Raw genomic sequence first — 22,698 nt, 5'->3', positions numbered from 1 at the left:
GATATATTGTTTTAAGCCTTTAGGATTAAGCTTATGGAAAAAAACTTTTCTACGCTCTGTTCGGTTTTAGAAAAAAATCAGCCGGTACTCGTACAAACACATGATTTTCCCGATCATGATGCAATAGGAGCGGCCTATGCTCTTTCAAAACTTTTAGAAAGTCACGGCTACACAACCGAAATAGCATACGGCGGGCTTGTTCAAAGTCTTCCTTTAATTGAATTTGTAAAATATCTAAATCATCCTCTTTTAAAAGTAGAAGAAATTGAAGACTTAAAAAAATATCAAGTTATAATTGTAGACGGCTCACCTTTTAAAGCAACGGTTTCAAAGGTTGCCGGAATCCTAAAGGCTGTAATCGACCATCACCCTCCGCGCACAAAAATGACTGTAGAATACATGGATATAAGACCCGAAATAGGCTCATGTTGCTCAATTATCTGGTCTTATTGGAAAGAAAGCGGAAAAGACTATGATGGAATGACTGCTACCGCAATGATTGCGGGTATTCAGCTTGACACATCATTTTTATCAAGAAGAGTAAGTCCTCTTGACATGGATGCCTACTACGAACTTTATTTTAAATCCGATGTTCAGACAATGTATCAAATGATTAAGACGACCATAAACATCGGAGAACTTGAAGAAATAGGCCGTGCATTTACCGACTACTTCCAGATAGGTAATTTCCTGCTTGTAGAATTGAGCGAAGACTACTCCAGAGCACTTTTGTCGGTATTGGCCGATTTTTTGATTTGGATAAAAGATATTTATTTTGTCATCGTAATTGAAACAAGCGGAGACGAATACAAACTATCGGCCAGAAGCCGCGATAAAACCCTCGATGCAGGTTATTTGATTAAAGAAGCTCTAAACGGTATGGGAAGCGGCGGCGGTCATGCGCACATGGCCGGAGGCATAATTGAACCGAAAAAATATCCCGGAAAAAAAATACTTTTAGGCTCAATCGTTGAGCTTGCAAATTCAGACAAAAAGGAATCACTGTGGACGAAAATAATGAAAAAACTTTAAAGCGCATTCTTTTAAAAGACCGCGAAATTATTCTTTTAGGAACAGCGCATGTTTCTAAAGAAAGCATTAAAGATGTTGAATCTACAATCAGGGAAGAAAAACCCGATTGCGTATGTGTCGAATTAGACGAAGGAAGATACAAATCTTTAACCTCAAAAGATGCTTGGCAGCAAATCAATATATCCCAAGTATTGCGTGAAGGAAAGGGCTTTTTACTCCTTGCAAATCTTGTTTTGGCCTCTTTTCAAAAGAAACTCGGCAGCGACCTCGGCGTAAAACCGGGCGATGAAATGAAAGCCGCAATCGAAGTTTCTCAAGAATTAAACATCAAAACCGAAATGGTTGACCGCCCCATCCATACAACTTTAAAAAGAGCTTGGGCAAAAAACCGAGGCTGGGGCAGATCCAAGTTATTGGCAACCCTCCTAAGTGCAGCCTTTTCAAACGAGAAACCGGATGAAAGCGAAATAGAAAAACTAAAAAATCAAAGCGCAATGGATAACATGATGCAGGAAATGGCAGAATATCTTCCGAACATAAAAGAAGTTTTAATAGACGAAAGAGACCGTTATCTCGCATCAAAAATTTGGGAAAGCAGCGGAAAAAAAATTGTGGCTGTCTTAGGAGCCGGACACCTTCCGGGCACCGAACGCTTTATAAAAGAACTTGAAGCGGGCACAAAGACCACCGATGTTTCAGATATTGAGGTCATCCCGCCTAAAAGCATTGTAAGCAAAGCGGCCTCATGGATATTTCCTGCAATTATAATCGGCTTAATCATTCTCGGCTTTTTTAAAGGCGGCGGAATAAAAACGGGACAGATGCTTTTATCCTTTATTCTCTGGAACGGAGGACTTGCAGCAGTAGGAGCTATTATCGCCCTCGGGCATCCCCTAGCCGTTCTATCCTCATTTTTGGGTGCGCCCTTTACAACAATCAACCCGCTTTTGGGTATAGGAATGATTTCCGGACTGGTACAGGCTTGGGCAAAAAAACCGCAGGTAAGAGATATGGAAAACCTTACAAACGATGCAGGGAATTTTTCAGGCTGGTACAAAAATAGAATCACAAAGGTTCTTATGGTTTTTATTCTTTCTTCACTCGGAAGCTCTATCGGAACATTTATAACGGTTCCGGCTCTGATTGCTAATCTGATTAAATAAAAAAGGAGGGGAACCCCTAATGAGGTTCCCATTATGAAAAAAAACTAAAAAATGGAAAAAGGCGCCGATCAGAATCGAACTGATGAATGAAGGTTTTGCAGACCTGTCCCTTACCACTTGGGTACGGCGCCAAAGTAGCTAGAGTATAGCAAAAAATGCAAACTTTGGCAAGGGCTTATAGCAATTTTAATAAAAAAATAGTATAATAAAGATTATGTTTGAAATGAATCCTGTAATTATAAAGAAAATATTTAAAAATCAGCCTCACTACATCCTCACATGGTCTCCTCTTACAAAGGCTGATAAATACAAGATTAACCGCGCAGTACCGGCAGTTTCCGGGGTGTACGAGCTGTATAAAATGGACAAGGAAAAACACCTCAATCTTCTTTCGGTAACCCATGCGTGGTACGGAGGTTTAAGAAGCAACATACGGGAAGCCATAGACCCCGATACAAAAATAGATCCTGAGAGAAGAAAAATATTGGAAGATGACGACATAGAACTTTATTACAGGTATTCTTGCTCCGACTCGTTTGGAGACTTGCTGGATGTTGTTTGGTTTTTACACTCAACATACTTTCCGGATGATATACGTGTAGAATCGTCAAAACGATATGAAAAATTTTTTCTTACGGAAAGGGCTCCCGACAAAGTTTACTGGCTGGAATAAATAAACTTATGAAAACTAAAATCTCATTTACAAAAAAAGGTATACTGTCTTTTTTATTCATCTTTTTATTAACGGTTAATCTAAGCTCCAATTCGGCTGTAAAGAAATTACCAAACTTTTACGATGATCTTCCGAATGAAAAATTGGCAGCCGAAATAATCGCGAACATGACCGATGAAGAACTTTTAGCACAAACCTTCATGTTCGGCTGGGCAGGTCAAGATCCCGGCGATTTACTTTTATCATGGATTGAAGATTCGGGACTGGGAAGCATCAAGGTATTCGGCTGGAATACGGGCGATTCTCACAAACTTGCAAAAGCCATTTCTCTTTTACAAAAAAAATCTCTTCAAGGAAGATTCGGTATTCCGCTTTTTGTTGCAACCGATCAGGAAGGAGGATGGGTACGGCATGTCAAAGGATTAACCTCAGAGACTCCGGGAAACCTTGCAATAGGAGCTTCAGGCATTCCGTGGGATTCCTACTATTCAGGCTACTATATTTCAAGAGAAATAAGCGCCCTAGGCATAAACTTAAATTTTGCACCAACTGTAGACCTTTTAACGGATCACGATTCTTCAATCATAGGCCCGCGTTCCTTTGGTGATTCGCCCCATGCGGCAGGTATTCTGGGAGCGGCCTTTGTTCGGGGAAGCCGGGAAGCCGGAGTTCTTACAACAGCAAAACATTTTCCCGGTCATGGAGATACCAGCATAGACAGCCACGGCCGCTTACCGAAAATCGACATATCGGAAGAAACCTTCCGCAATCGGGAACTCATTCCTTTTAAATACTTAATAGAAGCAGGAGTGCCTGCAATTATGACAGGGCACTTGAACTTTTCGTCAATCCTGCCGAACGGAGAACCTGCAACATTTTCCAAATATCTTTTAACGGATATTTTGCGCGGAGAAATGGGCTTTAAAGGGCTTATAATTACCGATGACATGATGATGCACGGAGCCATGAATTTTGCAGGAGGAATCGCAAAGGCCGTAAAAATGGCCTTAGAAGCAGGAAACGATATAATCGAGTCCTCAACAACACCTCGGCACTATCAAGCTTTTTGGAAAGAAAATATCAGGGCAATGAAGGATGATCCCGAATTTAAAGAAAGAGTAAAGGATGCAGCCTTTAGAATCATATATGAAAAACTAAAATATTTTAAAAGCAATAACCATGTGCCAATTCTGCCTGAACTCGAAAAGCTGGACGAAAGAATTCCGGATAAGGAAGGCCAAAAATTCTTTTTAAGTTTGGCAGGCCGCTCAACTACAATAGTGCGGGATGCAGCCATTCCTTTTAAACCCGAACCCAATGAAGACATCCTTCTTGTATCTGCCTATAAAGATTTTTTTAAGTACGGCCTAAAGCGCTTCCCTGATGCAAAAATAATAGAAGTAGATTCGGCCCGTCACCATGCCCGGCGTTTCGATACAATAATTTTTTGCCTTTCCGATAAATATTCCTTAGGTGTCTTAAAAAAAATAATGGAATCTTATCCGCAAAAAAAATACATAGTCATCTCCATATTATCGCCGGCCTTTTTGGCAAAAGTTCCAGACGTCCAAACAGCAATTGCAATTTACAGCTATTCTCCGGCTTCCTTTACCGCCGCCTTCGGCGCCCTTTGCGGAGATTTTAACCCTAACGGCAAACTGCCTATTTCCGGAGTAAAATAGGAGGGCTTAAATGATTTTTGCTCCGCTCACAAAAAAAAATATTAACAGCTTTATCGAACTGATTCTTCCATATGAATACCTCTGCGTAAATCTTGCCGAATGTCTAAAAAAACAAAAAAGATTTTTTGATAATGACCAAGATTTATTTACCTTCATAAAAGCCGAAGCTTTTTTTTCCGTTAATACTGAAAAAAAATCGTTTATAGGAATTCTGCTGTTGGCAGCTCACGGTGTTTTGCTCCACTGCTTTCCAAAAGAGATTCCTGATGATATTGCGCAGCACATAAAAAACAAGTTTCTAAGGCAGACGGAACCTCTTTCTGTAATGGGAGAAAAAAACACTTCAATCCATTTGGAAAAATTAATACACCAAAGTCTTTCACTTGTTCCTGCCCGATTTGAAAATTACAAACTTCTTACATTTAAAACCAAACCTCAAGCAGCAAATTCTTTTTGCATAAAAGTCTCCGATAATCTCAATTCCAAGTTGGAATTTATAAAACCGCCGATTGAAGATGCCGAAAGCCTTTGTCCCATGGAAATACAATACAATGAATCTGAAGTCTTGGCTCCCGGAGTAAAAGCCTCCCGCGAATCATGCTTAAAGCTTCTAAAAAAAAGAATAAACAACAATGCTTTATATGCGGTAAAAAAAGACGGTAAGTACATTGCTAAGGCCGGAATAAATGCTTCCGGATTTAATTGGAATCAAATCGGCGGAGTGTTTACAATCCCCGAATACCGAAATAAGGGTGTCGGAGCTGCCAATGTAATAACGCTGGTAAACGATTGCGCTCAATATAAAAAAAAATGCGCTCTTTTTGTAAAAGTTAAAAATCCGTCGGCCAGACAAATGTATAAAAAAATTGGATTTACGGAATCTATCGATTTTAGAATTTCATACTTTTAAATTTCGTAATTTTAAATCTGCAAAATAATCAATTAAAAATTTGCCAAAAAGAACATTGCAAGCAAGACTGCGTAGCGGGCTTTTTCGGTCGAAATAATTTCAACCTTTGCAAGACGGGTAACATAATACCAAAAAAAGCCGAAATCAGGATCTATTCGGAAGGCATATTCCACAAAGGAATCGGTCTTGACCAAATCCCCAAAAAGGAGAGTTACTACATCCTGCAAAATAGCAAAACATTCTTCAAACAAATCTTTGTAAACGGCAGGGCCTGTGGAAGCAAGCAGTTTTTCGCACAAGGAATTTATTCTGTACAAGGTATCTTCTTTACATTCTTCATCATCTTTTTCAACCCAAGTTTTTTGAACTAAGAGTTGAATATTTTTCATAAAACTTTCTATCAAGTGTTTTTCGGCATCAGCCTTGGTATCATCCGTATAAATTTCAAAACAAGCCCCGCGGCCGAAAGCCTTCGATATTTTTAATGCAGATGTGCTGACTTCATCATCCGCAGTATCAATAAATTTAGGAATTTCGAAGACTGCTATATCTTTTACTTCGGGGGACATTAAAAATTCATCATTAAATATCGGATCAACCATGGCTATACCTTGCTATTTTATCAAGATTTTGTCAATACCTTAAAAGCATTTTTATTTATTTTTTTTTGCCGGAATAGGATTTTTCCAATACCAACAATGCCTATATTTTTTAAAAAATACCAAAAATCTATTTATTATTCTGACCAAAAGATATAAACTTTGAATTATCTGAATAATAAAGGCATAATCAAAAACTACAAAATAAAGAATACAGCTTAACGGAACAAAAAAGTCAGGCAAAGATTCTTTTACTTTTTCTGCCGTGGCCGACAAAACCGATTGAATAAACAATACATTGTAAAACGTAATAATCACCGTCTGTGCAAATATCGGAGCCTTAACCTGCCAAACCAAAACGGCTCCTATCGCGGCAGAAAAGACAATATGCAAAAACAAGCGCAAGGTAATTTTTTTTGTTTTAACAATAACCGTGAGTCCTGTAATCCATGCCGCACCAAAGGCGGTAAACATAATTATATACGGAATACTAAAACCGAATAAAACATTTTGAACACTTGCCAGCCGCATAAATCCGATAGAGGAAAGAGCAGCAGTAATTGTAATAGCCATAGCCCCTTCACTTGTACTGAAAGTCGAAAACTGCATCACTCCGTCTTTAAAACGGCCCCAAAATGTTCCTATTTGCCCCAAATATAAAAACTGATATACGCAAAAAAGCAAAACAGGATTTGTAACCCTATAACACAGCATCAAAATACCGGTGAGAAGCCCCGTAACAAAACTATCCAAAAAATGATCAAAGTATTCGCCCAGAGAAGAACCGGTCTTGGTACGCAGTGCCTGTATTCCGTCCGAGCAATCGCCCACAATATAAAACCAGCACAAGATTGGAATCAGCCACAAAAATCTATATGTATCATATACATAATTTATATAAGCTATAAAAAATGAAATGACTACAAGACTGTTAGAAAATATCGTTATGATGTTCGCCGGAATCGATTCCGGAAGAATCTTTACAAGCGGAAAAACAAAGTATTTGTAAAGCAGAGGAGTAAGTAAGGACTTATCCTCTGCACTGTAGGAGTAATTTTCCATTTACGGCTCTTTTTTATTGAACTCTTTTATAGTTTTTAATCTCAGCCTTTATTCGCGAAATTAATTCGGTTCTGGGAATCCTAATCTGCTCCATGGAATCTCTAAAGCGCAAGGTAACCGTATTATCTTCTTTTGAATCATAATCGACGGTTACGCAAAAAGGAGTTCCTACCTCGTCCTGCCGGCGGTACCGCTTTCCGATGGCTCCGGACTGATCGTAATCGGTTTTAAATTCCTCTTTAAGCTCATTTCGAATTTCAGCAGCCAATTCTGCAAGCCCGTCTTTTTTCATTAAAGGAAGAACGGCCACAGTTACAGGAGCAATATTCGGATGGAAACGCAAGACGGTTCTCCAATCATCATCATTTCCTTTATCTGCAACTTTTTCTTCATCATAGGCATCACAGATAAACATAAGCACATTTCGTGTCAAACCGGCCGAGGTTTCAATTATGTACGGAATATATTTTTCGTTGCCGTTATCCTGATCGATGTACTGCATATCCTTGCCGGAATATTCCGTGTGCCGTGTAAGGTCATAGTTGGTTCGGTTATGAACACCCTCAAGTTCCTTAAAGCCCATCGGGAATTCGTATTCGATATCGTAAGCATCTTTTGCATAATGAGCAAGCTCATCCTTGCCGTGCTGATGCCACTGAAGCTTATTCATTCTTACGCCGTATTTTTCATAAAATGCCCAGCGCTGCTTTTTCCAATAATCGAACCATTCATCATCGCTTCCGGGTTTTACAAAAAACTGCATTTCCATCTGCTCAAATTCGCAGGTTCTAAAAATAAAGTTTTTTGTAACAATTTCGTTTCGGAAGGCCTTTCCGATTTGTGCAATACCGAAAGGAATCTTCATTCGGTTGGATTGAACGATATTTTTATAGTTTACATAGATACCTTGAGCTGTTTCAGGGCGAAGATAAATAACACTAGAGTTATCATCCGTAGGTCCGATATGAGTTTTAAACATAAGATTGAATTTTCTGGTATCTGTAAGCTCTCCGCCGCAATCGGGACAAACTCTTTTTTCAAGGTTTTCGGGAGACAAATGGTCTGCCCTAAAGCGGGATTTACACTTTTTACAATCTACAAGAGGATCGGTAAAATTTTCAACATGGCCTGAAGCCTCCCATGTACGGGGATGCATCAAAATTGCAGCATCAAGACCTACAATATTATCGTGGAGCTGGGTCATTTCCTTCCACCAGGCTCGCGAAACATTATTCTTTAATTCTATTCCTAAAGGCCCGTAATCCCACGCACCGTTTTGTCCGCCGTAAATTTCAGAGGATTGAAAAACAAAACCCCTTCTTTTACAAAGACTTACTATTTTTTCCATTGAAATTTTGTGATCTTCCATAGCTTATCTCCCTTAACTTACAATAAATAATTGCTGATTATAATCTTTTTTCCGTCTTTATACAAGTACCAAACTACAGCCCGCTAAATCTTGCGGGCTACAAGTCGTGTTTAACAAAAAAAGAATTTGACAGTTGCAAATATAGTTTTTTTATGCAATAATATTAGTATGAAAACAGATATAGAAATAGCTAGAGAAGCGAAGCTAAACAAAATCGCTGAAATTGCAGACGGTTTAGGGATTCATGAGGATCATGTTATTCCCTATGGAAAGTACATAGCCAAGGTTCCCTACAGCGTTATAGATGAGGCAAAAGTAAAAAAGAATAATCTTATTCTGGTTACAGCCATCACGCCTACAAAGGCCGGAATCGGCAAGACGACCGTATCGATCGGTCTCGCTTTGGGTTTAAACAAAATCGGAAAAAAGGCGGTTGCAGCCTTGAGGGAGCCTTCCTTAGGCCCCTGTTTCGGTATGAAGGGAGGTGCAGCAGGAGGGGGCTATGCCCAAGTCTTGCCTATGGAAGACATTAACCTCCACTTTACGGGAGATTTCCATGCAATAACATCGGCACATAACATGATAAGTGCCCTTTTCGACAACTACATTTTCAGAATGCAGGGAACACCTAAAGCAATCAAAACCGTACTTTGGAAAAGAGTTTTGGACGTTAACGACAGAAACTTGCGCCAAATTGTTACCGGATTAGGAGACGGTAACGGCGTAGTAATGGAATCCGGCTTCGATATTACCCCGGCTTCCGAAATTATGGCTATTTTCTGTCTTGCAAAAGACATTGAAGATTTACGCCGAAGAATCGAAAATATCATATTGGGTTATGATACCGAAAACAATGCCGTAAAGGTAAAAGACTTAGGTATTGCAGGTTCAATAGTAGTTCTTTTAAAGAACGCAATCAACCCCAACCTTGTACAAACAACGGAAAATACCCCGGCCTTTATCCATGGCGGCCCCTTTGCAAACATAGCCCACGGATGTAACTCCGTAATAGCAACAAAGACAGCCCTCACCTACGGTGAATATGTAATTACCGAAGCAGGATTCGCTGCTGACCTCGGTGCCGAAAAATTCTTCGACATCAAGTGCCGAAAAGCCGGTTTAAACCCCAAATTGACCGTAATTGCTGCCACTACGGGCGGTTTAAAAATGCACGGAGATGTTCCCGAAAAAGAAATTTCCAAACCCAATGCCGAAGCCCTCAAAAAAGGCTTAATCAACCTTGATAAGCACATTGAAAACATGAAAAAATTCGGACAAACTGTGGTTGTAGCTCTTAACAGATACGGATACGACATTGATTCCGAATTGGATCTCGTCAAAAAACACTGTGAAGCTCAAGGCGTAGGCTTTGCCGTAAACAATGCCTTTGTCGAAGGCGGAACAGGAGCTGTCGCGCTTGCCGAGTTGGTTGTAAAAACCATCGAAACAAATCCGTCAAAGCCCTTAAAATTTGTTTACAACGATAAGGACTGCATAAAAACCAAGATAGGAAAAATCTGTAAAGAAATCTATGGTGCTTCAGATGTTACATATTCGGGGGCAGCCGACAAGATGATTAAAAAGATTGAAGAAGCCGGAATGGCAGACTTCCCTGTTTGTGTTGCAAAAACACAATACTCGTTCTCGTCGGATCCTAAACTTTACGGTGTTCCTACAGGCTTTGAAATGAATGTCAGGGATATAGTTCTCAACTCAGGCTCTGAAATGATTGTTGCCATCATGGGAGATATGATGAGAATGCCGGGACTTCCGAAAGATCCTCAGGCTGTCAGAATCGACTTGGTAAACGGAAACATTGAAGGTTTATCATAAAATTTACCAAATAATATACGATATTATTTGATTTTTATTAAATAATATCGTATACTGTTAAATAGTGATTTATACACTTTCTGAAAAGCAGGTTTATAAATTGCCCAATATTTATTAAGGAGTAAAACATGAAAAACGTTTTGAAAATTTTGACCTTATTGGCAGTTTTTTCTTTTGTATTTACGAGCTGCGGAACACCTCCGACACCTCCGCCCCAAGAAAAACCTGCACCCAAGGCCGCAGAAGAACCTATGGAAGAGGTAAAGGCTGAGCCTATGGCCTCTAAACCGGCTGCTGAAGAGCCGCGAGATGTTCCCGTAAAAGAATATATAATAATGCAAGGAGATACCTTGTCGGAAATTGCATTGAAATTTTACGAGACAAGACAAAAAGCTTACTACTTCCCCATCATTATGTCTATAAATCCCGGTGTAGTTAAACATCCGGATAAGCTGACACCGAAAGTAAAGCTTCTAATTCCCGATTTTGATCTTTTTATGCAGCACTCCCCTTCAAAAATGCGTGCAAGGCCGGAATTTGAAAAATGTATCAAAATTTATGAGGATGAAGGCAAATCAGGAATTGTTGAATCCTTGAGCCGAAGACTTAAAGAGTTTTAGTCTTTGACTTATAACTTCCCCCCTTGCGGGAGGAAGTTTTTTTTATTTAAAAATCAAAACCGGTTAAACTTAAACAATCAGGAGAATTTATCTTATGGATATCAGATATGCAGTAGATTTATCTAAAGAACTTTTGCAAATACACAGCCCCGGAGGATATACAAAAAACGTAATAGACCGAATAAAAAAAGAATTTGATTCTCTAGGCATAAGATATACCGAAACAAACAAGGGAGCCATTTATGGAACAATCGAAGGCAAAAACACGTCTAAACATAGAGTTGTTTCAGCTCATGCCGACACCCTCGGCGCTATGGTACGCCAAATAAAACCCAACGGCTGCTTAAAACTGGCTCCAATAGGCGGCATAGCTTTTAACAGCATTGAAGGAGAAAACCTTTACATCATCACAAGAACGGGAAAAGTCATCACGGGAACAGGTCTTCCGGAAAAAGCCTCAGTCCACATATTTGAAGCCATCGAAAAAGAAGAAAGAAACGGAGAAACCTTTGAAGTCCGCTTGGATGCCGAAACACACTCAAAAGAAGAAACCTTAGCTCTAGGTGTAAACATAGGAGATTTTGTCGCCTTTGAACCCCGTACAATGGAAACTGAAGACGGATATATAAAGTCCCGCCATTTGGATGACAAGGCCTGCCTAGGTATGCTTTTTGCCGCCTGTAAGGCTCTAAAGGACAAGGGCGAAAAACCGGCTTACACTACCCACTTTTTTATAAGCAATTATGAAGAAATAGGTCACGGCTTTTACGGCATTCCTAAAGAATGTTTTGAAGTCTTGGCCTTGGACATCGGAACCGTCGGAGGCTGCCAAAACTCGGATGAACATGCAGTAACTATCATCGCCAAGGATTCCCGCACTCCCTACGATTTCGGCTTTAGGCACAGGCTTGAAAATCTTGCTATTCAAAATAAAATAAACTACAGAACAGATGTTATGTTTAGATACGGCTCGGATGCCAGTATGTATGTTTTACAGGGATTTGATATTAACTTTGCCTGTGTCGGCCCCGGAGTAAGCGCCACACACCACTATGAACGAACTCATATAGACTCTTACAAAGAGACAATAAATCTCCTGTATGCTTACTTAATGAGCGAGTAGGATTTTACGGTAAATCTGTAAGGCGGCAAGTCTTTAGCTTTGCCGCTTTTTTAAAATTTCGGATCTTATCTTTCCTTCATAGCCCTGATCGCTTGGTTCATAAAAGTGAGTACCTTCAAGTCCGTCAGGAAGATATTGCTGTTTGACCCAGTGCCCTTCAAAATTGTGCGGATATAAATAACCCTCGCCATGGCCTAAAGCAGCTCCGTCACGGCTTGCATCTTTTAAGTGATTGGGAACCTCTTTATTCTCTTTTTGAACAAAATCAAGGGCTTTAAATAAAGCTTCGGCACTATTCGATTTGGGACAGGTTGCCAAATAGAGGGCCGCATGGACAAGATGATACCTTCCTTCAGGCAAGCCGACCCTGTCAAAGGCTTCCGCAGCACCTGCAACCACACTGACAGCTCCGGGAGAAGCGAGCCCTACATCCTCGCAGGCGGAAATCAACATCCGTCTAAAAATAAAACGAGGATCTTCTCCTGCCGCTATCATACGGGCAAGCCAGTAAACGGAGGCATCGGGATCACTCCCCCTGATAGACTTTATAAATGCACTTATAACATCATAATGATAGTCTCCATCCCTATCATATAAAACGACCTTCTTCTGGATACTTTCTTCGGCAGCTTTTAGACTTATTATAATTCGCTCCCCATCATTTGGAGGCCATTGTTCTACACCCGTTTCTACAGCAAGCTCAAGGGCATTTAAAAGGCTCCTCGCATCTCCCGAAGCCGTATCAATGAGATGCTCCAAGGCTCCGTCTTCAAATTCTACCTTCCACTTGCCGTAACCTCTCTCTTTATTTGTAAGAGCAAAATGGACGGCTTTTTTTAAATCATCCTCAGTTAAAGCCTTCAATTCAAAAATCCTGCTGCGGCTTACAAGGGCCTTGTTCACTTCAAAATAAGGATTTTCGGTTGTAGCTCCTATCAAGATTATCGTACCATTTTCTACCCAAGGCAGGAGGGCATCCTGTTGGGATTTATTCCAGCGGTGAACTTCATCCACAAAAAGGATGGTCTTACGGTTGTAGAGCTTTTTGTTTTCTTCGGCATTAGAGACTGCATCCCTTATCTGCTGCACCCCGGCTAAAACTGCATTTAAACTTAAGAAATTGCTTTTTGTGGTATTTGCGATAACCTTTGCAAGAGTCGTTTTTCCCGTTCCGGGAGGGCCGAAAAAGATGATTGATGAGAGTCTGTCGGCTTGGATTGCTCTTCGTAAAAGACAGCCTTCCCCGATAATATGCTCTTGCCCGATGTATTCATCCAAATTGACAGGCCTCATACGGGAGGCAAGAGGTTCATTTTGTTTAGAACTTGAAGACTCAGCTTCAAAAAGGTCCTTACTCACGGTTCCATTCGGGTTTATCGCTGTAAAAACCCCAAAGCCCTTTATTTCTGGTAATTACACCGGAATGGATTCCCATGAAAACGGCATAACCGCTACCGCCTCTGGAAACACCCAACATAGGATTTGTATTATAGCTTCCAAGAGTAGTTTGATATTGAGAATAGGAGCCGGGGGGCGTTGTAGAACCTTCATCACCGGGGTCAAGCTGTTTTGTATTTTCATTTGAAAGATCTATTGATGGTGTAGTATTTACCTTTACCTCGGTATATCCTTGAGTACATCCTAACAATATGGTTTCTCTTTCTTTAAAATAAGAAATACTTATAGGGCTTTTTTCTTTTATTGATTTTGAAGAAGCCCAAGCACTACCATTATAATAATGGATTGTCGATCCTGCAAGCACAAAAATTTTATCATGATCTGTAGAGTCTGCCGGACAAACAGCTATTGCTCCGGAGGGTAAACCGGCTACCTCAGCGGCAGGAGTTCCATCTTTATATAACTTTGCGGAATCTTTAGACTTTACCAAAAAATAGTTTCCTGCGGCAGATAAGGATTCAACCACACCAACATCTATAGGATTAGAAACACCTCCGGTTCCTATCTTATACACTTTTTTTTCGCTCGCATTATATCCAAACACGATCTTATTACCGGCAATAAGATGGATATTATCTGAATTAGGAACAGCTCCCCAATTTCCGCTATATTTTACCGGCCCCTCGGCAGAAGAGACAAAAACATTAGTGCCGTCATATGCAAGATTTTGAGTGCCTGCATAACTTAAAATCTTTGACCAAGGGCCGTTGGAACTTTTTGATTTTGAATAAACACCGGCCAGATTTGCAGCATATACGTTTGAACCATCTTCAATCAAGCTTGAAACATCCCCTTCAACCGAAAAATTTTTTAAACGTATTTCCTGTTCGATAGCCGCAAATATAGGCCATTGATTACAAGAAACAATAAGTGCAAAAACAAGGGATATTAAAATAAAAATATATCTTTTAACTTTCATTATAAATTCTCCATAAAATTAACTAAAAATGATATCTGACGGCAAAATTGATACCCAAAAAGTTTCCGGTTCGGTTATCTTTTTTGTTTTCATACCATTGAGGCACAACATTCCACGATACATCTCCCCCGAAAGACCATTCAGGAGAATATTGATAATAAGTTCCGGCATCAAATCTAAAAATCATTCCAAAATATCGCCCGCCGTTTCCCGTATAAGATTGAACAGCTCCTCCTATACCGCCTCCGAGGGGAAATCGCCATTTTCCCGCAGCAAAAGTATAGGCCATATCAAATGTAATCGGAACAGCAAAATAAAGATTTTTTGCCAGTGTCGGATAAAACTGAAAACTGAGAGTTGCTCCTAATGAAAATCCGTCAAGAACATAATACCCGAAAGCAACATTTAAGGTTCCCCCGGGCCAAATATTGGGCTTAATTGCAAATTTTGACGGGGAAGTATTAAAAAGAGGTATCCCCAAGGTTAACCCCGCTTTTATAAATTTATCGCCTTGTCTCACAGGGCGGAATACCGCAGTACCGTCGATCCTGTTAGTTGAAGGTTCTTCTCCTTCTTCTTGCGCAAAAATCGGGATAAAAAAGATGCTGATAATAAGAACGCAGAAAACAAATTTCTTCACTTTTAATTCACCTCTAACTTGATAAAAATAGTATATCGTATTTTTTACAAGAATGTCTATATGTAAGTCTTGCACAAAAGCAGATTATGTTATAACATAGTATCTATAAGATAACATAAAGTTTCTTGTTTTAGACCGCCACGAGGTTAGAACAAACAAGGAGAATAATAGTTACTTGTACAATTATTTTGATGGAGGAAAAAAGATGAGTGCAAAAATTATTGACGGTGCGCAGATAGCAGCAGACTTAAGGGCAGAGATTGCAAAAGATGTCGAGAAAATAAAGGCAAAAGGAGTTCAACCGACCCTAGCCGTTATTTTGGTAGGAAACGATCCTGCATCTCAATCCTATGTAAAGGGAAAAACAAACGCTCTTCACGAGGTAGGAATGAACGACAGAACATTCAGGCTTCCCGAAACGACAACGCAGGATGAATTACTAAAACTTATAAAAGAATTAAATGCCGATAAATTGGTAAACGGCATTTTAGTTCAATTACCCTTACCTAAGCAAATAGATCCCGATACGGTAATTGAAACTATAAGCCCCGAAAAAGATGTAGACGGTTTCCATCCCGTAAATGTAGGCAAGCTTCTTTTAGGACACGACACCTTTATTCCCTGTACACCCCATGGTGTAATCCATCTTTTAAAAAGAACCGGAGTTGAAACTAAGGGAGCAAAGGTTGTTATCGTAGGCCGCTCCAATATAGTCGGAAAACCTCTTTCTGTATTAATGATGAATAAGGATGTAAATGCCACGGTAACCGTTTGCCACAGCGGAACGAAGAATCTACCTGAGGTTACAAGAGAGGCCGACATTTTGGTTGCAGCGATGGGAAAACCTCAATTTATCAAAGCCGATATGATTAAAAAAGGAGCAGTCGTTATAGATGTCGGTGTAAACCGAATTGATGACAGCACAAAGAAGAGCGGCTTTAGGCTTGTAGGCGATGTCGATTTTGAGCCCGCTTGCGAAGTTGCTTCTGCAATAACACCCGTACCTAAGGGAGTCGGTCCTATGACCATTGCCATGCTCGTAGCGAACACTCTTATTGCAGCAAAGCGTCAAAATGGTTTGGAATAAACCTTCTATAAAATCTAAGTAGGACTTTAGAATAGAAAAAGCCCTGAGTTGAAACATTTCAATTCAGGGCTTTTGTTTTGCTTATTTAAAGATTATAAAGATTTGTGGCAGAACCAGAAGTCGTACCCCTCATATTCCTTTAAGCGCTTTTTAGCTTCCGCTTCTGTTGGAGGCGGAGGAATGATTACCTTATCTTTAATAAGGCCGTTGTTGGGCCAGTCGGCAGGTAAGGCAACCTTATTCTTGTCTGAAACTTGAAGAGCTTTAACGGCTCTGACGATTTCTTCCATGTTCCGGCCGATTTCCTGCGGATAGTAAAGAACAAGTCTGACTTTTCCGTTAGGGTCAACTACAAATACGGCGCGAACCGTGTTTGTGCCTTTTCCGGGGTGTAAGAGCCCGATTTGGTTTGCAATACTGTCGTTTGCAGCAATTACGGGGAAGGTAATTTCAACTCCGAGTTTCTCCTTAATCCACTCAATCCATTTTAAGTGACTCTGCATTTGGTCGACTGAAAGACCAATTAATTTTACACCCATTTTTTCAAATTCGGGCATAAGCTTTTGAAAAGCCACAAATTCCGTAGTACATACGGGAGTAAAATCAGCCGGATGACTAAAAAGTACAAACCAGCTGCCTTTAAGATCACAAGGAAGCTTCATAGCTCCATGTGTTGTCGAAACCGTTAATTGAGGGAAATCATCCCCCAAAAGGGGCATATTCATTGCCATTTGTTCCATAATTCTCTCCTTAAAATTATTTTAAAGCGGATTTTAACATCCAGATTTCTTTATCAAAGTATTCGATAATCCCGCTGAGGATTCCGTCGGTAGCAACATCATTGCCGGCTGCAGCTTCAACTTGAGTTACCTTTATTTCTTTTGAAAGATACTCAAAATCGCCCAAGATATTTTTAAGAGCTTCTACGCTTTTAAAGGATTTCTTGGTTTCTTCCTTTATGCCTGTTACAGCCAAATATTCAGCCATAGAAGAAGGAGCTTTTTCGTTTAACTGCAGCATTCTTTCAGCAACGGCATCGTAAAAGTCACTCATACTATCGTAATATGACTCTATCATTTCGTGTACAGGTTTAAAATCTATACCCTCAACATGCCAGTGATAATTATGTAATTTTACATAAAGGACTGCAAAGTCGGCTGTATGCACTGATAATCTTTTAGTTATATTGTTCATAAACACCTCCATATGTGTACATGTATATACAAGCAAAATTTATGCTAAGCATAAAAATCAAAAGAAAAAGGCTTTTTTAGTCGAAAATAAGAGAGTTTTTATCGAAAATTTTAGAATTTTAATAAAAAAAACTATTTTAGGCTGAATTTACACCGATATATCGGTAATTATTCACTGATATACCAGTGCACCGATATATCAGTGAAAATGTTTTTCTTTTAAGTATAGAAAAAGGGCGGCATTCATGATTGCATGGGTATAAGGAGGATTGCCCATATTTTGAATAACTTTTTTAACAGGGATTTTAAGAATATTTAAAAATTCGTCTTCGTCGAGGTTTTGTTTTCCTTCTGCTTCATCCAATTCAGCCAAAAAGATTGAGCAGGTATTTTCCATTATTGCAGGATTAGGCGACATAACCGATAAACACTTTATTTTTTTAGGAGTTCTGCCGGTTTCTTCCAACAGTTCCCTTAAAGCCGCTTCTTCCGGCTTTTCTCCCTCATCGACAACACCTCCGGGAAATTCTATGCAGACGCTTTCCGAACCATGCCGCCACTGCTGTACCATCACAAACATATCTTCTCCGGAGGAATCCCGGTAAACAGGCACAACAATAACCCAACTCGGGGCTTTTAAAGAAATAAAGGTCTTTTTTTCTCCTTCAGGAGAAATACTGTCTTTTTCGCATACGGTAAAGACCCTTGTTTTTAATATTTCTCTGGAGGAATCGGGCTTCCATATAATCTCATTATTCTTTTCCATAAAAATCGCAATTCTCCATTTGACATATCAAGGATTTCGAGTTATTCTATTATAAAGAGAATTTAATTGCAATAGGAGGTTTTTATGGCAATTATAACGATTTCACGCAAGATCGCTTCCTTTGGCGACGAAACAGCGGTTGAGCTGGCCAAGCTTTTAAATTACAATTTTATTGACCGTAAGTCATTGGAAAAGGATTTGCTTGCAAGAGGAATTTCGGATGCCCAGCTAAAAAAATATGATGAACGCAAACCCGGATTTTGGGCATCTCTATCGAGAGAAAGAGACTCTTACTTTGATTATCTGCGCGAAGCAGTATATGAACATGCTTCTTCAGGAAACAGTATTTTTATAGGGCGGGGAGGATTTGCAATTTTGAGGAACGTACCCGGACTTTATTCGGTACGGTTAGTTGCAGCCGATGATATAAGAATTTCGAGATTGATGAAGGAATTTAATTATCCCGAAAAAGATGCCAGAGCCAGAATGGAAGAAAGCGACAATAACCGCGACGGATTTCATAAAAGCTTTTTTAATACTGCAAATGAAGATTCCTCGGAATACAATTTGGTTATAAATACAGGACACATAACTCCTGCTCAAGCTGCCGAGATAATCAAATTCGGGTTTGAAAAAACCGTAAGCAAAGAAGAAGCTGCTTTAGGTGATAAGAGAGTAAAAGAACTTTTGTTGGCTCAAAAAATAGTAAATCATATCTCTTTTGATCTTAAACTGCAAATATACTTCCTAGAAGCAGATATTTCGGAAAATGAGGTTATTTTACACGGCGTTGCAGACAATGCAGGTTTAATTCAAAAAGCAACGGATATAGCTCAAGAAATGTCGGAAGGCCGAAAAGTTTCTTCAGCGATAAGCATGGTAAACGAATATAAGCCTTTTCCGTAAAAGCTGACAGTATCTTAGCCGGTCTTAAGCGTTTCAAGCAACTTAAAAAAAATCGGCCGAAGTTAGGCATGGCCGATTTTTTCTTTTAATAAATTACAGCCTTAAAAAAGTTACAGTTTTAAAGCTATTCTACCGTGTATCCGGCTTCTTCAATAGCTTTTTTTAGATCTGCAACTGCAACGCTTTCAGGATGTGAAATAGTTGCAGTTTTTGCGCCCAAATCTATTTCGGCAGAAACCCCCGAAATCTTTGTTAAGGCTTCCTTAACATGGGAAACACAGTGTTGGCACTGCATTCCGTTTACCTTTAATACAGTATTCATAAGTTCTTTCTCCTTAATTTTATTTTCTTCCGTTATGCAAGATTCTGCATTACGGTTTATTTTATGTTTCCGTTTGGGCTTAAAATAATTTAAGCGCAGGGCATTACTTACAACCGACACCGAGCTCAAGCTCATTGCAGCAGCCGCAATCATCGGGCTTAAAACTATGCCGAAGACAGGATAAAAAACTCCTGCCGCTAATGGTATACATAGAGAATTATAAAAGAGTGCCCAAAAAAGATTTTCCTTTATATTGCGCATTACAACACGGCTTAATTGAATCGAATCGACCGCAGATTGCAGGCTGTCATTCATCAAAATAATATCCGCACTTTCAATCGCTATATCGGTTCCGTTGCCTATGGCGATCCCAACATCGGCCGTCATAAGGGCCGGAGCATCGTTTATGCCGTCGCCTATCATAGCCGTTTTAAGACCGGCTTGGTGTAATTTTTCGATTTCGTTTTTTTTGTTTTGAGGCAAAAGCTCGGCGGCAAAACCGTCGACTCCTGTTTGGGCCTTTATGGCATTTGCAGTTTTTTTATTGTCACCTGTCAGCATTATAGTTTTTATGCCCATAGCCTTAAACTCTGCAATAGCCTCGATGCTGCCTTCCTTAATTTTGTCGGCCACGGCTATAATTCCGATGAGCTTTGCACCTGAATCGGTTCCTGAAGAACTTCCGTCTTTAGCACCGCTTAGACCTATTAAAAGAGGAGTTGCTCCTTTTTCTGCAAGAGCATCAATTTCTGATGCAGCATGGGAAATTTCGATATTATTTTTTTGGAAAAGCTTTTCATTACCTGCAAATATTTTTAGCCCCGAAGCCTCTTCGATACCCGAAATACCCAAGCCGTGTTCAGCCTTAAAGTCCTTAATTTTTAAAACATCCAAGCCTTTTTCCTTTGCCTGTTTTATAACGGCATTTGCCAAAGGATGCTCTGAAAGAATTTCCAAGCTGTAAGCAAACTTGAGCACTTCGTCCTCGCTAAAACTTGCGGTTTTTTTAATCTCGATTACATCGGGGCGGCCTTGGGTTATAGTTCCTGTTTTGTCCAAGACTACGGTGTTTGTTTTATGGGCAGTTTCAAGGGCCTCAGCCGAGCGGATTAAAATACCGAGACGGGCACCCTTCCCTGTTCCTGCCATAATGGCGGTGGGGGTTGCAAGACCTAGGGCACATGGGCAGGAAATTACAAGCACCGAAATAGCCCTCGAAAGAGCAAATTCAAAACCCTCTCCTGCGGCGAGCCAGACAAAAAGGGTAATCACCGCAATAAGGATAACAGCAGGCACAAAGTAATTGCTTATCTTATCTGCTAATTTTGAAACAGGAGCCTTTGAGGCCGAGGCTTCTTCTACAAGGGCAATTATTTGGGAGAGGGTTGTGTCATCGCCTACCCTTTCAGCCTTAAAGGTAAAGGTTCCGGAAAGGTTAATGGAAGCGCTTACAACCTTGTCTCCTGCAGCCTTTTCGACAGGGAGGCTTTCACCTGTAATTGCAGCCTCATCTACCGAAGAACTGCCCTCAACCACAACTCCGTCAACGGGAATGGAAAAACCGGGCTTGATTAAAACAAAATCGCCCTTTACAATTTCCTCGACAGGAATTTCTTCTTCCTTACCGTTCCTGATAACAAGGGCGGTTTTAGGCCTAAGGTTCATCAGCTTTGTAATTGCCTGCGAAGTTTTTCCCTTTGCATTAGCTTCAAGGAATTTGCCCAAGGTTACGAGGGTTAAAATCATCGCAGCCGATTCAAAATAAAGATCATGGGAAAAAAGCCTTACCGTTTCCATATCGCCGTGCCCCATTCCGTAGGCCATCTTATAAATGGCAAAGATTCCGTAAATGACGGCAGCACCGGAGCCGACAGCGACAAGGGAGTCCATATTGGGAGCCTTGTTTAAAAAGGCCTTAAAGCCTCCCACAAAGAATTTTTTATTTACAATCAGCACAGGCAGGGCAAGCAAAAACTGCGTAAAACTAAAAAGAATTGCGTTTTCTATTCCGTTCAAAAAATGAGGAAGAGGAAGAGAAGCCATGTGCCCCATCGACACATAAAAAAGCGGAATCATAAAGCATAAAGACCAAATGAGCCTTTTTTTTATTTTTTCGCTTTCAAGTTTTGCTATCTCGTTTTGAGATGAACGGGAGACCTTTCCGCCAGACACTGCCTGATTTTTGTTTGAAGAAGAATTGTGTAAATTATCGGCGAGCGTGGCTCCGTAACCGCCCCTTTCGACCGCTTCTATAATCTTATCGGGAGTCAAAAGATTTTCATCATAATTGACAGTCATGCTGTTGGTTAAAAGGTTTACCTGTACTTCGGCAATTCCTTCAAGCTTTTCGACCGCTCTTTGAACATGGGAAGAGCAAGCCGAGCAAGTCATACCCGTAATATTGAACTTTATTTTTTTACTCATGTTACTAATATACAACTTTTAAACGAAAAGGTCTAGGAAAATTAATAATTATAGTTTCTCTATCTCGGTAATGCTTAATCCTACGGCTTTTGCGATATTTTCAATAGGAAAGTTCATTTCAAGTAAGTTTTTTGCAGTTTCAATAGCTTTTTGTTCAATACCTTCTTGATACCCCACATGTTTCCAAGAAGCCTTGTCGTGTTCGTATTTCATGCGGTTTTCATATAGCCATTTTTCTTTTGGACTCATTTCCATTACTTCTATCGTTGTATTTGCTTTTCGCATCATGGGTGATTCTTGTGCCAGCATATTACGTACCTCCTCATCATCAGTTTCGATAAATCTCAGCCAGTTATAAAGTTTCTTTTTCTTCTCATCCTGTTCAATATTTTCTTGTTCCTTAATCTTGGCTAAGTTTAAAAAGTGGATTTCAAGCTCATCGGAAAGTTTATTGTTTAAGTGCTTTTCGACTACATTATACTCACTGTGAATGAGATTGTTTAAATCAAAGCCTTCACCCACTATGTTTATTGTAATACATTTAGGCAGTTTTGTATACACTTCACCTGTTTTTAAGTTTTCAGTATACATTTTAGCCCAATAAAAGATAGTTCTTTGAGCAAACTCACTGTTCCACCTGTTTTGAATTTCTATATCGATAATTGTGTTGTTCTTTAGGCGTAATTTTACATCTAAAACACCTGTTTTATCGCTTATCGAATCCTTATGAAACTCCTTATCCAGAAGTTCCAAGCCGGCGATGGTCTCAGGCGGTATGTCTAAAATACATTCCAGCAAGTCTTGTAAGACATCCTTGTTTTCGTCCACTCCGAAGACACGCTTAAAAGCATAGTCGTTGCGGAGGGTAATGTTAAAAAGTTTTTTCATTTTTACCTCTCATAAATTATTTGAAAGAA

At 39.9% G+C, this 22,698-nt stretch carries 20 protein-coding genes, 1 tRNA gene and 1 pseudogene; 10 read left to right on the top strand and 12 right to left on the bottom strand.

The annotated features are described in order from the left end of the window. The first annotated feature begins 33 nt into the window (after positions 1-33). Positions 34-1,032, top strand: a complete 999-nt coding sequence (locus E4O01_RS14510) for a DHH family phosphoesterase (RefSeq protein ID WP_253693009.1) — start codon at positions 34-36, stop codon at positions 1,030-1,032. After that, positions 1,005-2,195: a TraB/GumN family protein gene (locus E4O01_RS14505; RefSeq protein WP_253693008.1), complete on the top strand. Its 1,191-nt coding sequence runs from the start codon at positions 1,005-1,007 to the stop codon at positions 2,193-2,195. The genes E4O01_RS14510 and E4O01_RS14505 overlap by 28 nt, the downstream gene beginning before the upstream one ends. A gap of 59 nt (positions 2,196-2,254) precedes the next feature. On the opposite strand, the gene E4O01_RS14500 is transcribed toward E4O01_RS14505, so the two are convergent. After that, positions 2,255-2,326, bottom strand: a tRNA-Cys gene (locus E4O01_RS14500). 83 nt (positions 2,327-2,409) lie between these two features. Between E4O01_RS14500 and E4O01_RS14495 the strand changes: the two genes are divergently transcribed. Genes E4O01_RS14495 through E4O01_RS14485 form a run of 3 tightly spaced genes read left to right on the top strand, consistent with a single transcriptional unit; the run spans position 2,410 to position 5,460 of the window. Further along, positions 2,410-2,868: a hypothetical protein gene (locus E4O01_RS14495; RefSeq protein ID WP_253693007.1), complete on the top strand. Its 459-nt coding sequence runs from the start codon at positions 2,410-2,412 to the stop codon at positions 2,866-2,868. An 8-nt stretch (positions 2,869-2,876) separates the two neighbouring features. Continuing rightward, on the top strand, positions 2,877-4,550 hold the full coding sequence (locus E4O01_RS14490; protein ID WP_253693006.1) for a glycoside hydrolase family 3 protein: 1,674 nt from the start codon (positions 2,877-2,879) through the stop codon (positions 4,548-4,550). Between the two features lie 10 nt (positions 4,551-4,560). Continuing rightward, the gene (locus E4O01_RS14485) at positions 4,561-5,460 is read left to right on the top strand and encodes a GNAT family N-acetyltransferase (RefSeq protein WP_253693005.1); all 900 of its coding nucleotides are present in this window, start codon (positions 4,561-4,563) and stop codon (positions 5,458-5,460) included. A gap of 32 nt (positions 5,461-5,492) precedes the next feature. Here the strand turns inward: E4O01_RS14485 and E4O01_RS14480 are convergent, their stop codons facing one another. From E4O01_RS14480 to E4O01_RS14470, 3 genes are read right to left on the bottom strand one after another with little or no spacing between them, the layout of a single operon-like run. Further along, positions 5,493-6,062: a hypothetical protein gene (locus E4O01_RS14480; protein ID WP_253693004.1), complete on the bottom strand. Its 570-nt coding sequence runs from the start codon at positions 6,060-6,062 to the stop codon at positions 5,493-5,495. Positions 6,063-6,113: 51 nt separating this feature from the next. After that, entirely contained in the window at positions 6,114-7,121 is a 1,008-nt protein-coding gene (locus E4O01_RS14475; RefSeq protein WP_253730163.1) for a CDP-alcohol phosphatidyltransferase family protein, read from the bottom strand. Between the two features lie 13 nt (positions 7,122-7,134). Next, positions 7,135-8,490 (bottom strand): glycine--tRNA ligase, encoded by a 1,356-nt coding sequence (locus tag E4O01_RS14470; RefSeq protein ID WP_253693002.1) that lies wholly within the window; start codon positions 8,488-8,490, stop codon positions 7,135-7,137. 168 nt (positions 8,491-8,658) lie between these two features. Here E4O01_RS14470 and E4O01_RS14465 point away from each other — a divergent pair, with 168 nt between their 5' ends. The 3 genes from E4O01_RS14465 to E4O01_RS14455 all read left to right on the top strand — a co-directional run bounded on the left by E4O01_RS14465 (position 8,659) and on the right by E4O01_RS14455 (position 12,066). Next, a complete protein-coding gene (locus E4O01_RS14465; protein WP_253693001.1) occupies positions 8,659-10,323 on the top strand; it encodes a formate--tetrahydrofolate ligase in 1,665 nt (554 codons plus the stop codon). A gap of 128 nt (positions 10,324-10,451) precedes the next feature. Further along, on the top strand, positions 10,452-10,943 hold the full coding sequence (locus E4O01_RS14460; RefSeq protein WP_253693000.1) for a LysM peptidoglycan-binding domain-containing protein: 492 nt from the start codon (positions 10,452-10,454) through the stop codon (positions 10,941-10,943). A 94-nt stretch (positions 10,944-11,037) separates the two neighbouring features. Then, on the top strand, positions 11,038-12,066 hold the full coding sequence (locus E4O01_RS14455; protein WP_253692999.1) for a M42 family metallopeptidase: 1,029 nt from the start codon (positions 11,038-11,040) through the stop codon (positions 12,064-12,066). A gap of 36 nt (positions 12,067-12,102) precedes the next feature. On the opposite strand, the pseudogene E4O01_RS14450 reads toward E4O01_RS14455, so the two are convergent. The 3 genes and pseudogenes from E4O01_RS14450 to E4O01_RS14440 all read right to left on the bottom strand — a co-directional run. Beyond that, a pseudogene (locus E4O01_RS14450) lies at positions 12,103-13,425 on the bottom strand (AAA family ATPase); the annotation flags it as partial. Continuing rightward, positions 13,418-14,443 carry a hypothetical protein gene (locus E4O01_RS14445; RefSeq protein ID WP_253692998.1) on the bottom strand — a complete coding sequence of 342 codons (1,026 nt, stop codon included), beginning with the start codon at positions 14,441-14,443 and terminating at the stop codon, positions 13,418-13,420. The gene E4O01_RS14445 and the pseudogene E4O01_RS14450, both read right to left, overlap by 8 nt. Before the next feature lie 22 nt (positions 14,444-14,465). Further along, positions 14,466-15,083 (bottom strand): TP0733 family outer membrane beta-barrel protein, encoded by a 618-nt coding sequence (locus tag E4O01_RS14440; protein ID WP_253692997.1) that lies wholly within the window; start codon positions 15,081-15,083, stop codon positions 14,466-14,468. 205 nt (positions 15,084-15,288) lie between these two features. On the opposite strand from E4O01_RS14440, the gene folD reads away from it, so the two are divergent. After that, positions 15,289-16,170: a bifunctional methylenetetrahydrofolate dehydrogenase/methenyltetrahydrofolate cyclohydrolase FolD gene (gene folD, locus E4O01_RS14435; protein WP_253692996.1), complete on the top strand. Its 882-nt coding sequence runs from the start codon at positions 15,289-15,291 to the stop codon at positions 16,168-16,170. A 92-nt stretch (positions 16,171-16,262) separates the two neighbouring features. On the opposite strand, the gene E4O01_RS14430 is transcribed toward folD, so the two are convergent. The 3 genes from E4O01_RS14430 to E4O01_RS14420 form a co-directional block, all read right to left on the bottom strand. After that, on the bottom strand, positions 16,263-16,910 hold the full coding sequence (locus E4O01_RS14430; RefSeq protein ID WP_253692995.1) for a peroxiredoxin: 648 nt from the start codon (positions 16,908-16,910) through the stop codon (positions 16,263-16,265). A 16-nt stretch (positions 16,911-16,926) separates the two neighbouring features. Then, a complete protein-coding gene (locus E4O01_RS14425; protein ID WP_253692994.1) occupies positions 16,927-17,364 on the bottom strand; it encodes a Dps family protein in 438 nt (145 codons plus the stop codon). A 198-nt stretch (positions 17,365-17,562) separates the two neighbouring features. Continuing rightward, positions 17,563-18,129 (bottom strand): NUDIX hydrolase, encoded by a 567-nt coding sequence (locus E4O01_RS14420; RefSeq protein WP_253692993.1) that lies wholly within the window; start codon positions 18,127-18,129, stop codon positions 17,563-17,565. A gap of 84 nt (positions 18,130-18,213) precedes the next feature. Here E4O01_RS14420 and E4O01_RS14415 point away from each other — a divergent pair, with 84 nt between their 5' ends. Beyond that, the gene (locus tag E4O01_RS14415) at positions 18,214-19,035 is read left to right on the top strand and encodes a cytidylate kinase family protein (protein WP_253692992.1); all 822 of its coding nucleotides are present in this window, start codon (positions 18,214-18,216) and stop codon (positions 19,033-19,035) included. Between the two features lie 124 nt (positions 19,036-19,159). Here the strand turns inward: E4O01_RS14415 and E4O01_RS14410 are convergent, their stop codons facing one another. Together E4O01_RS14410 and E4O01_RS14405 are read right to left on the bottom strand one after the other, a co-directional pair. After that, positions 19,160-21,781 (bottom strand): heavy metal translocating P-type ATPase, encoded by a 2,622-nt coding sequence (locus tag E4O01_RS14410; protein WP_253692991.1) that lies wholly within the window; start codon positions 21,779-21,781, stop codon positions 19,160-19,162. 48 nt (positions 21,782-21,829) lie between these two features. Continuing rightward, entirely contained in the window at positions 21,830-22,669 is an 840-nt protein-coding gene (locus tag E4O01_RS14405) for an Rpn family recombination-promoting nuclease/putative transposase (protein ID WP_253692990.1), read from the bottom strand. Positions 22,670-22,698 lie beyond the last annotated feature (29 nt).

The organism is Treponema sp. OMZ 790, assembly GCF_024181285.1.
Lineage (GTDB): Bacteria > Spirochaetota > Spirochaetia > Treponematales > Treponemataceae > Treponema_B.
This window is presented reverse-complemented; position numbering and strand designations above follow the sequence as displayed.

Bases quoted from the DNA above. Each gene is read 5' to 3' on its own strand.
- E4O01_RS14415 (WP_253692992.1), top strand. From the start codon at position 18,214: ATGGCAATTATAACGATTTCACGCAAGATCGCTTCCTTTGGCGACGAA.
- E4O01_RS14470 (WP_253693002.1), bottom strand. From the start codon at position 8,490: ATGGAAGATCACAAAATTTCAATGGAAAAAATAGTAAGTCTTTGTAAA.
- E4O01_RS14445 (WP_253692998.1), bottom strand. From the start codon at position 14,443: ATGAAAGTTAAAAGATATATTTTTATTTTAATATCCCTTGTTTTTGCA.
- E4O01_RS14465 (WP_253693001.1), top strand. From the start codon at position 8,659: ATGAAAACAGATATAGAAATAGCTAGAGAAGCGAAGCTAAACAAAATC.
- E4O01_RS14405 (WP_253692990.1), bottom strand. From the start codon at position 22,669: ATGAAAAAACTTTTTAACATTACCCTCCGCAACGACTATGCTTTTAAG.
- E4O01_RS14480 (WP_253693004.1), bottom strand. From the start codon at position 6,062: ATGGTTGATCCGATATTTAATGATGAATTTTTAATGTCCCCCGAAGTA.
- E4O01_RS14420 (WP_253692993.1), bottom strand. From the start codon at position 18,129: ATGGAAAAGAATAATGAGATTATATGGAAGCCCGATTCCTCCAGAGAA.
- E4O01_RS14510 (WP_253693009.1), top strand. From the start codon at position 34: ATGGAAAAAAACTTTTCTACGCTCTGTTCGGTTTTAGAAAAAAATCAG.
- E4O01_RS14460 (WP_253693000.1), top strand. From the start codon at position 10,452: ATGAAAAACGTTTTGAAAATTTTGACCTTATTGGCAGTTTTTTCTTTT.
- E4O01_RS14410 (WP_253692991.1), bottom strand. From the start codon at position 21,781: ATGAGTAAAAAAATAAAGTTCAATATTACGGGTATGACTTGCTCGGCT.
- E4O01_RS14455 (WP_253692999.1), top strand. From the start codon at position 11,038: ATGGATATCAGATATGCAGTAGATTTATCTAAAGAACTTTTGCAAATA.
- E4O01_RS14490 (WP_253693006.1), top strand. From the start codon at position 2,877: ATGAAAACTAAAATCTCATTTACAAAAAAAGGTATACTGTCTTTTTTA.
- folD (WP_253692996.1), top strand. From the start codon at position 15,289: ATGAGTGCAAAAATTATTGACGGTGCGCAGATAGCAGCAGACTTAAGG.
- E4O01_RS14495 (WP_253693007.1), top strand. From the start codon at position 2,410: ATGTTTGAAATGAATCCTGTAATTATAAAGAAAATATTTAAAAATCAG.
- E4O01_RS14475 (WP_253730163.1), bottom strand. From the start codon at position 7,121: ATGGAAAATTACTCCTACAGTGCAGAGGATAAGTCCTTACTTACTCCT.
- E4O01_RS14430 (WP_253692995.1), bottom strand. From the start codon at position 16,910: ATGGAACAAATGGCAATGAATATGCCCCTTTTGGGGGATGATTTCCCT.
- E4O01_RS14485 (WP_253693005.1), top strand. From the start codon at position 4,561: ATGATTTTTGCTCCGCTCACAAAAAAAAATATTAACAGCTTTATCGAA.
- E4O01_RS14425 (WP_253692994.1), bottom strand. From the start codon at position 17,364: ATGAACAATATAACTAAAAGATTATCAGTGCATACAGCCGACTTTGCA.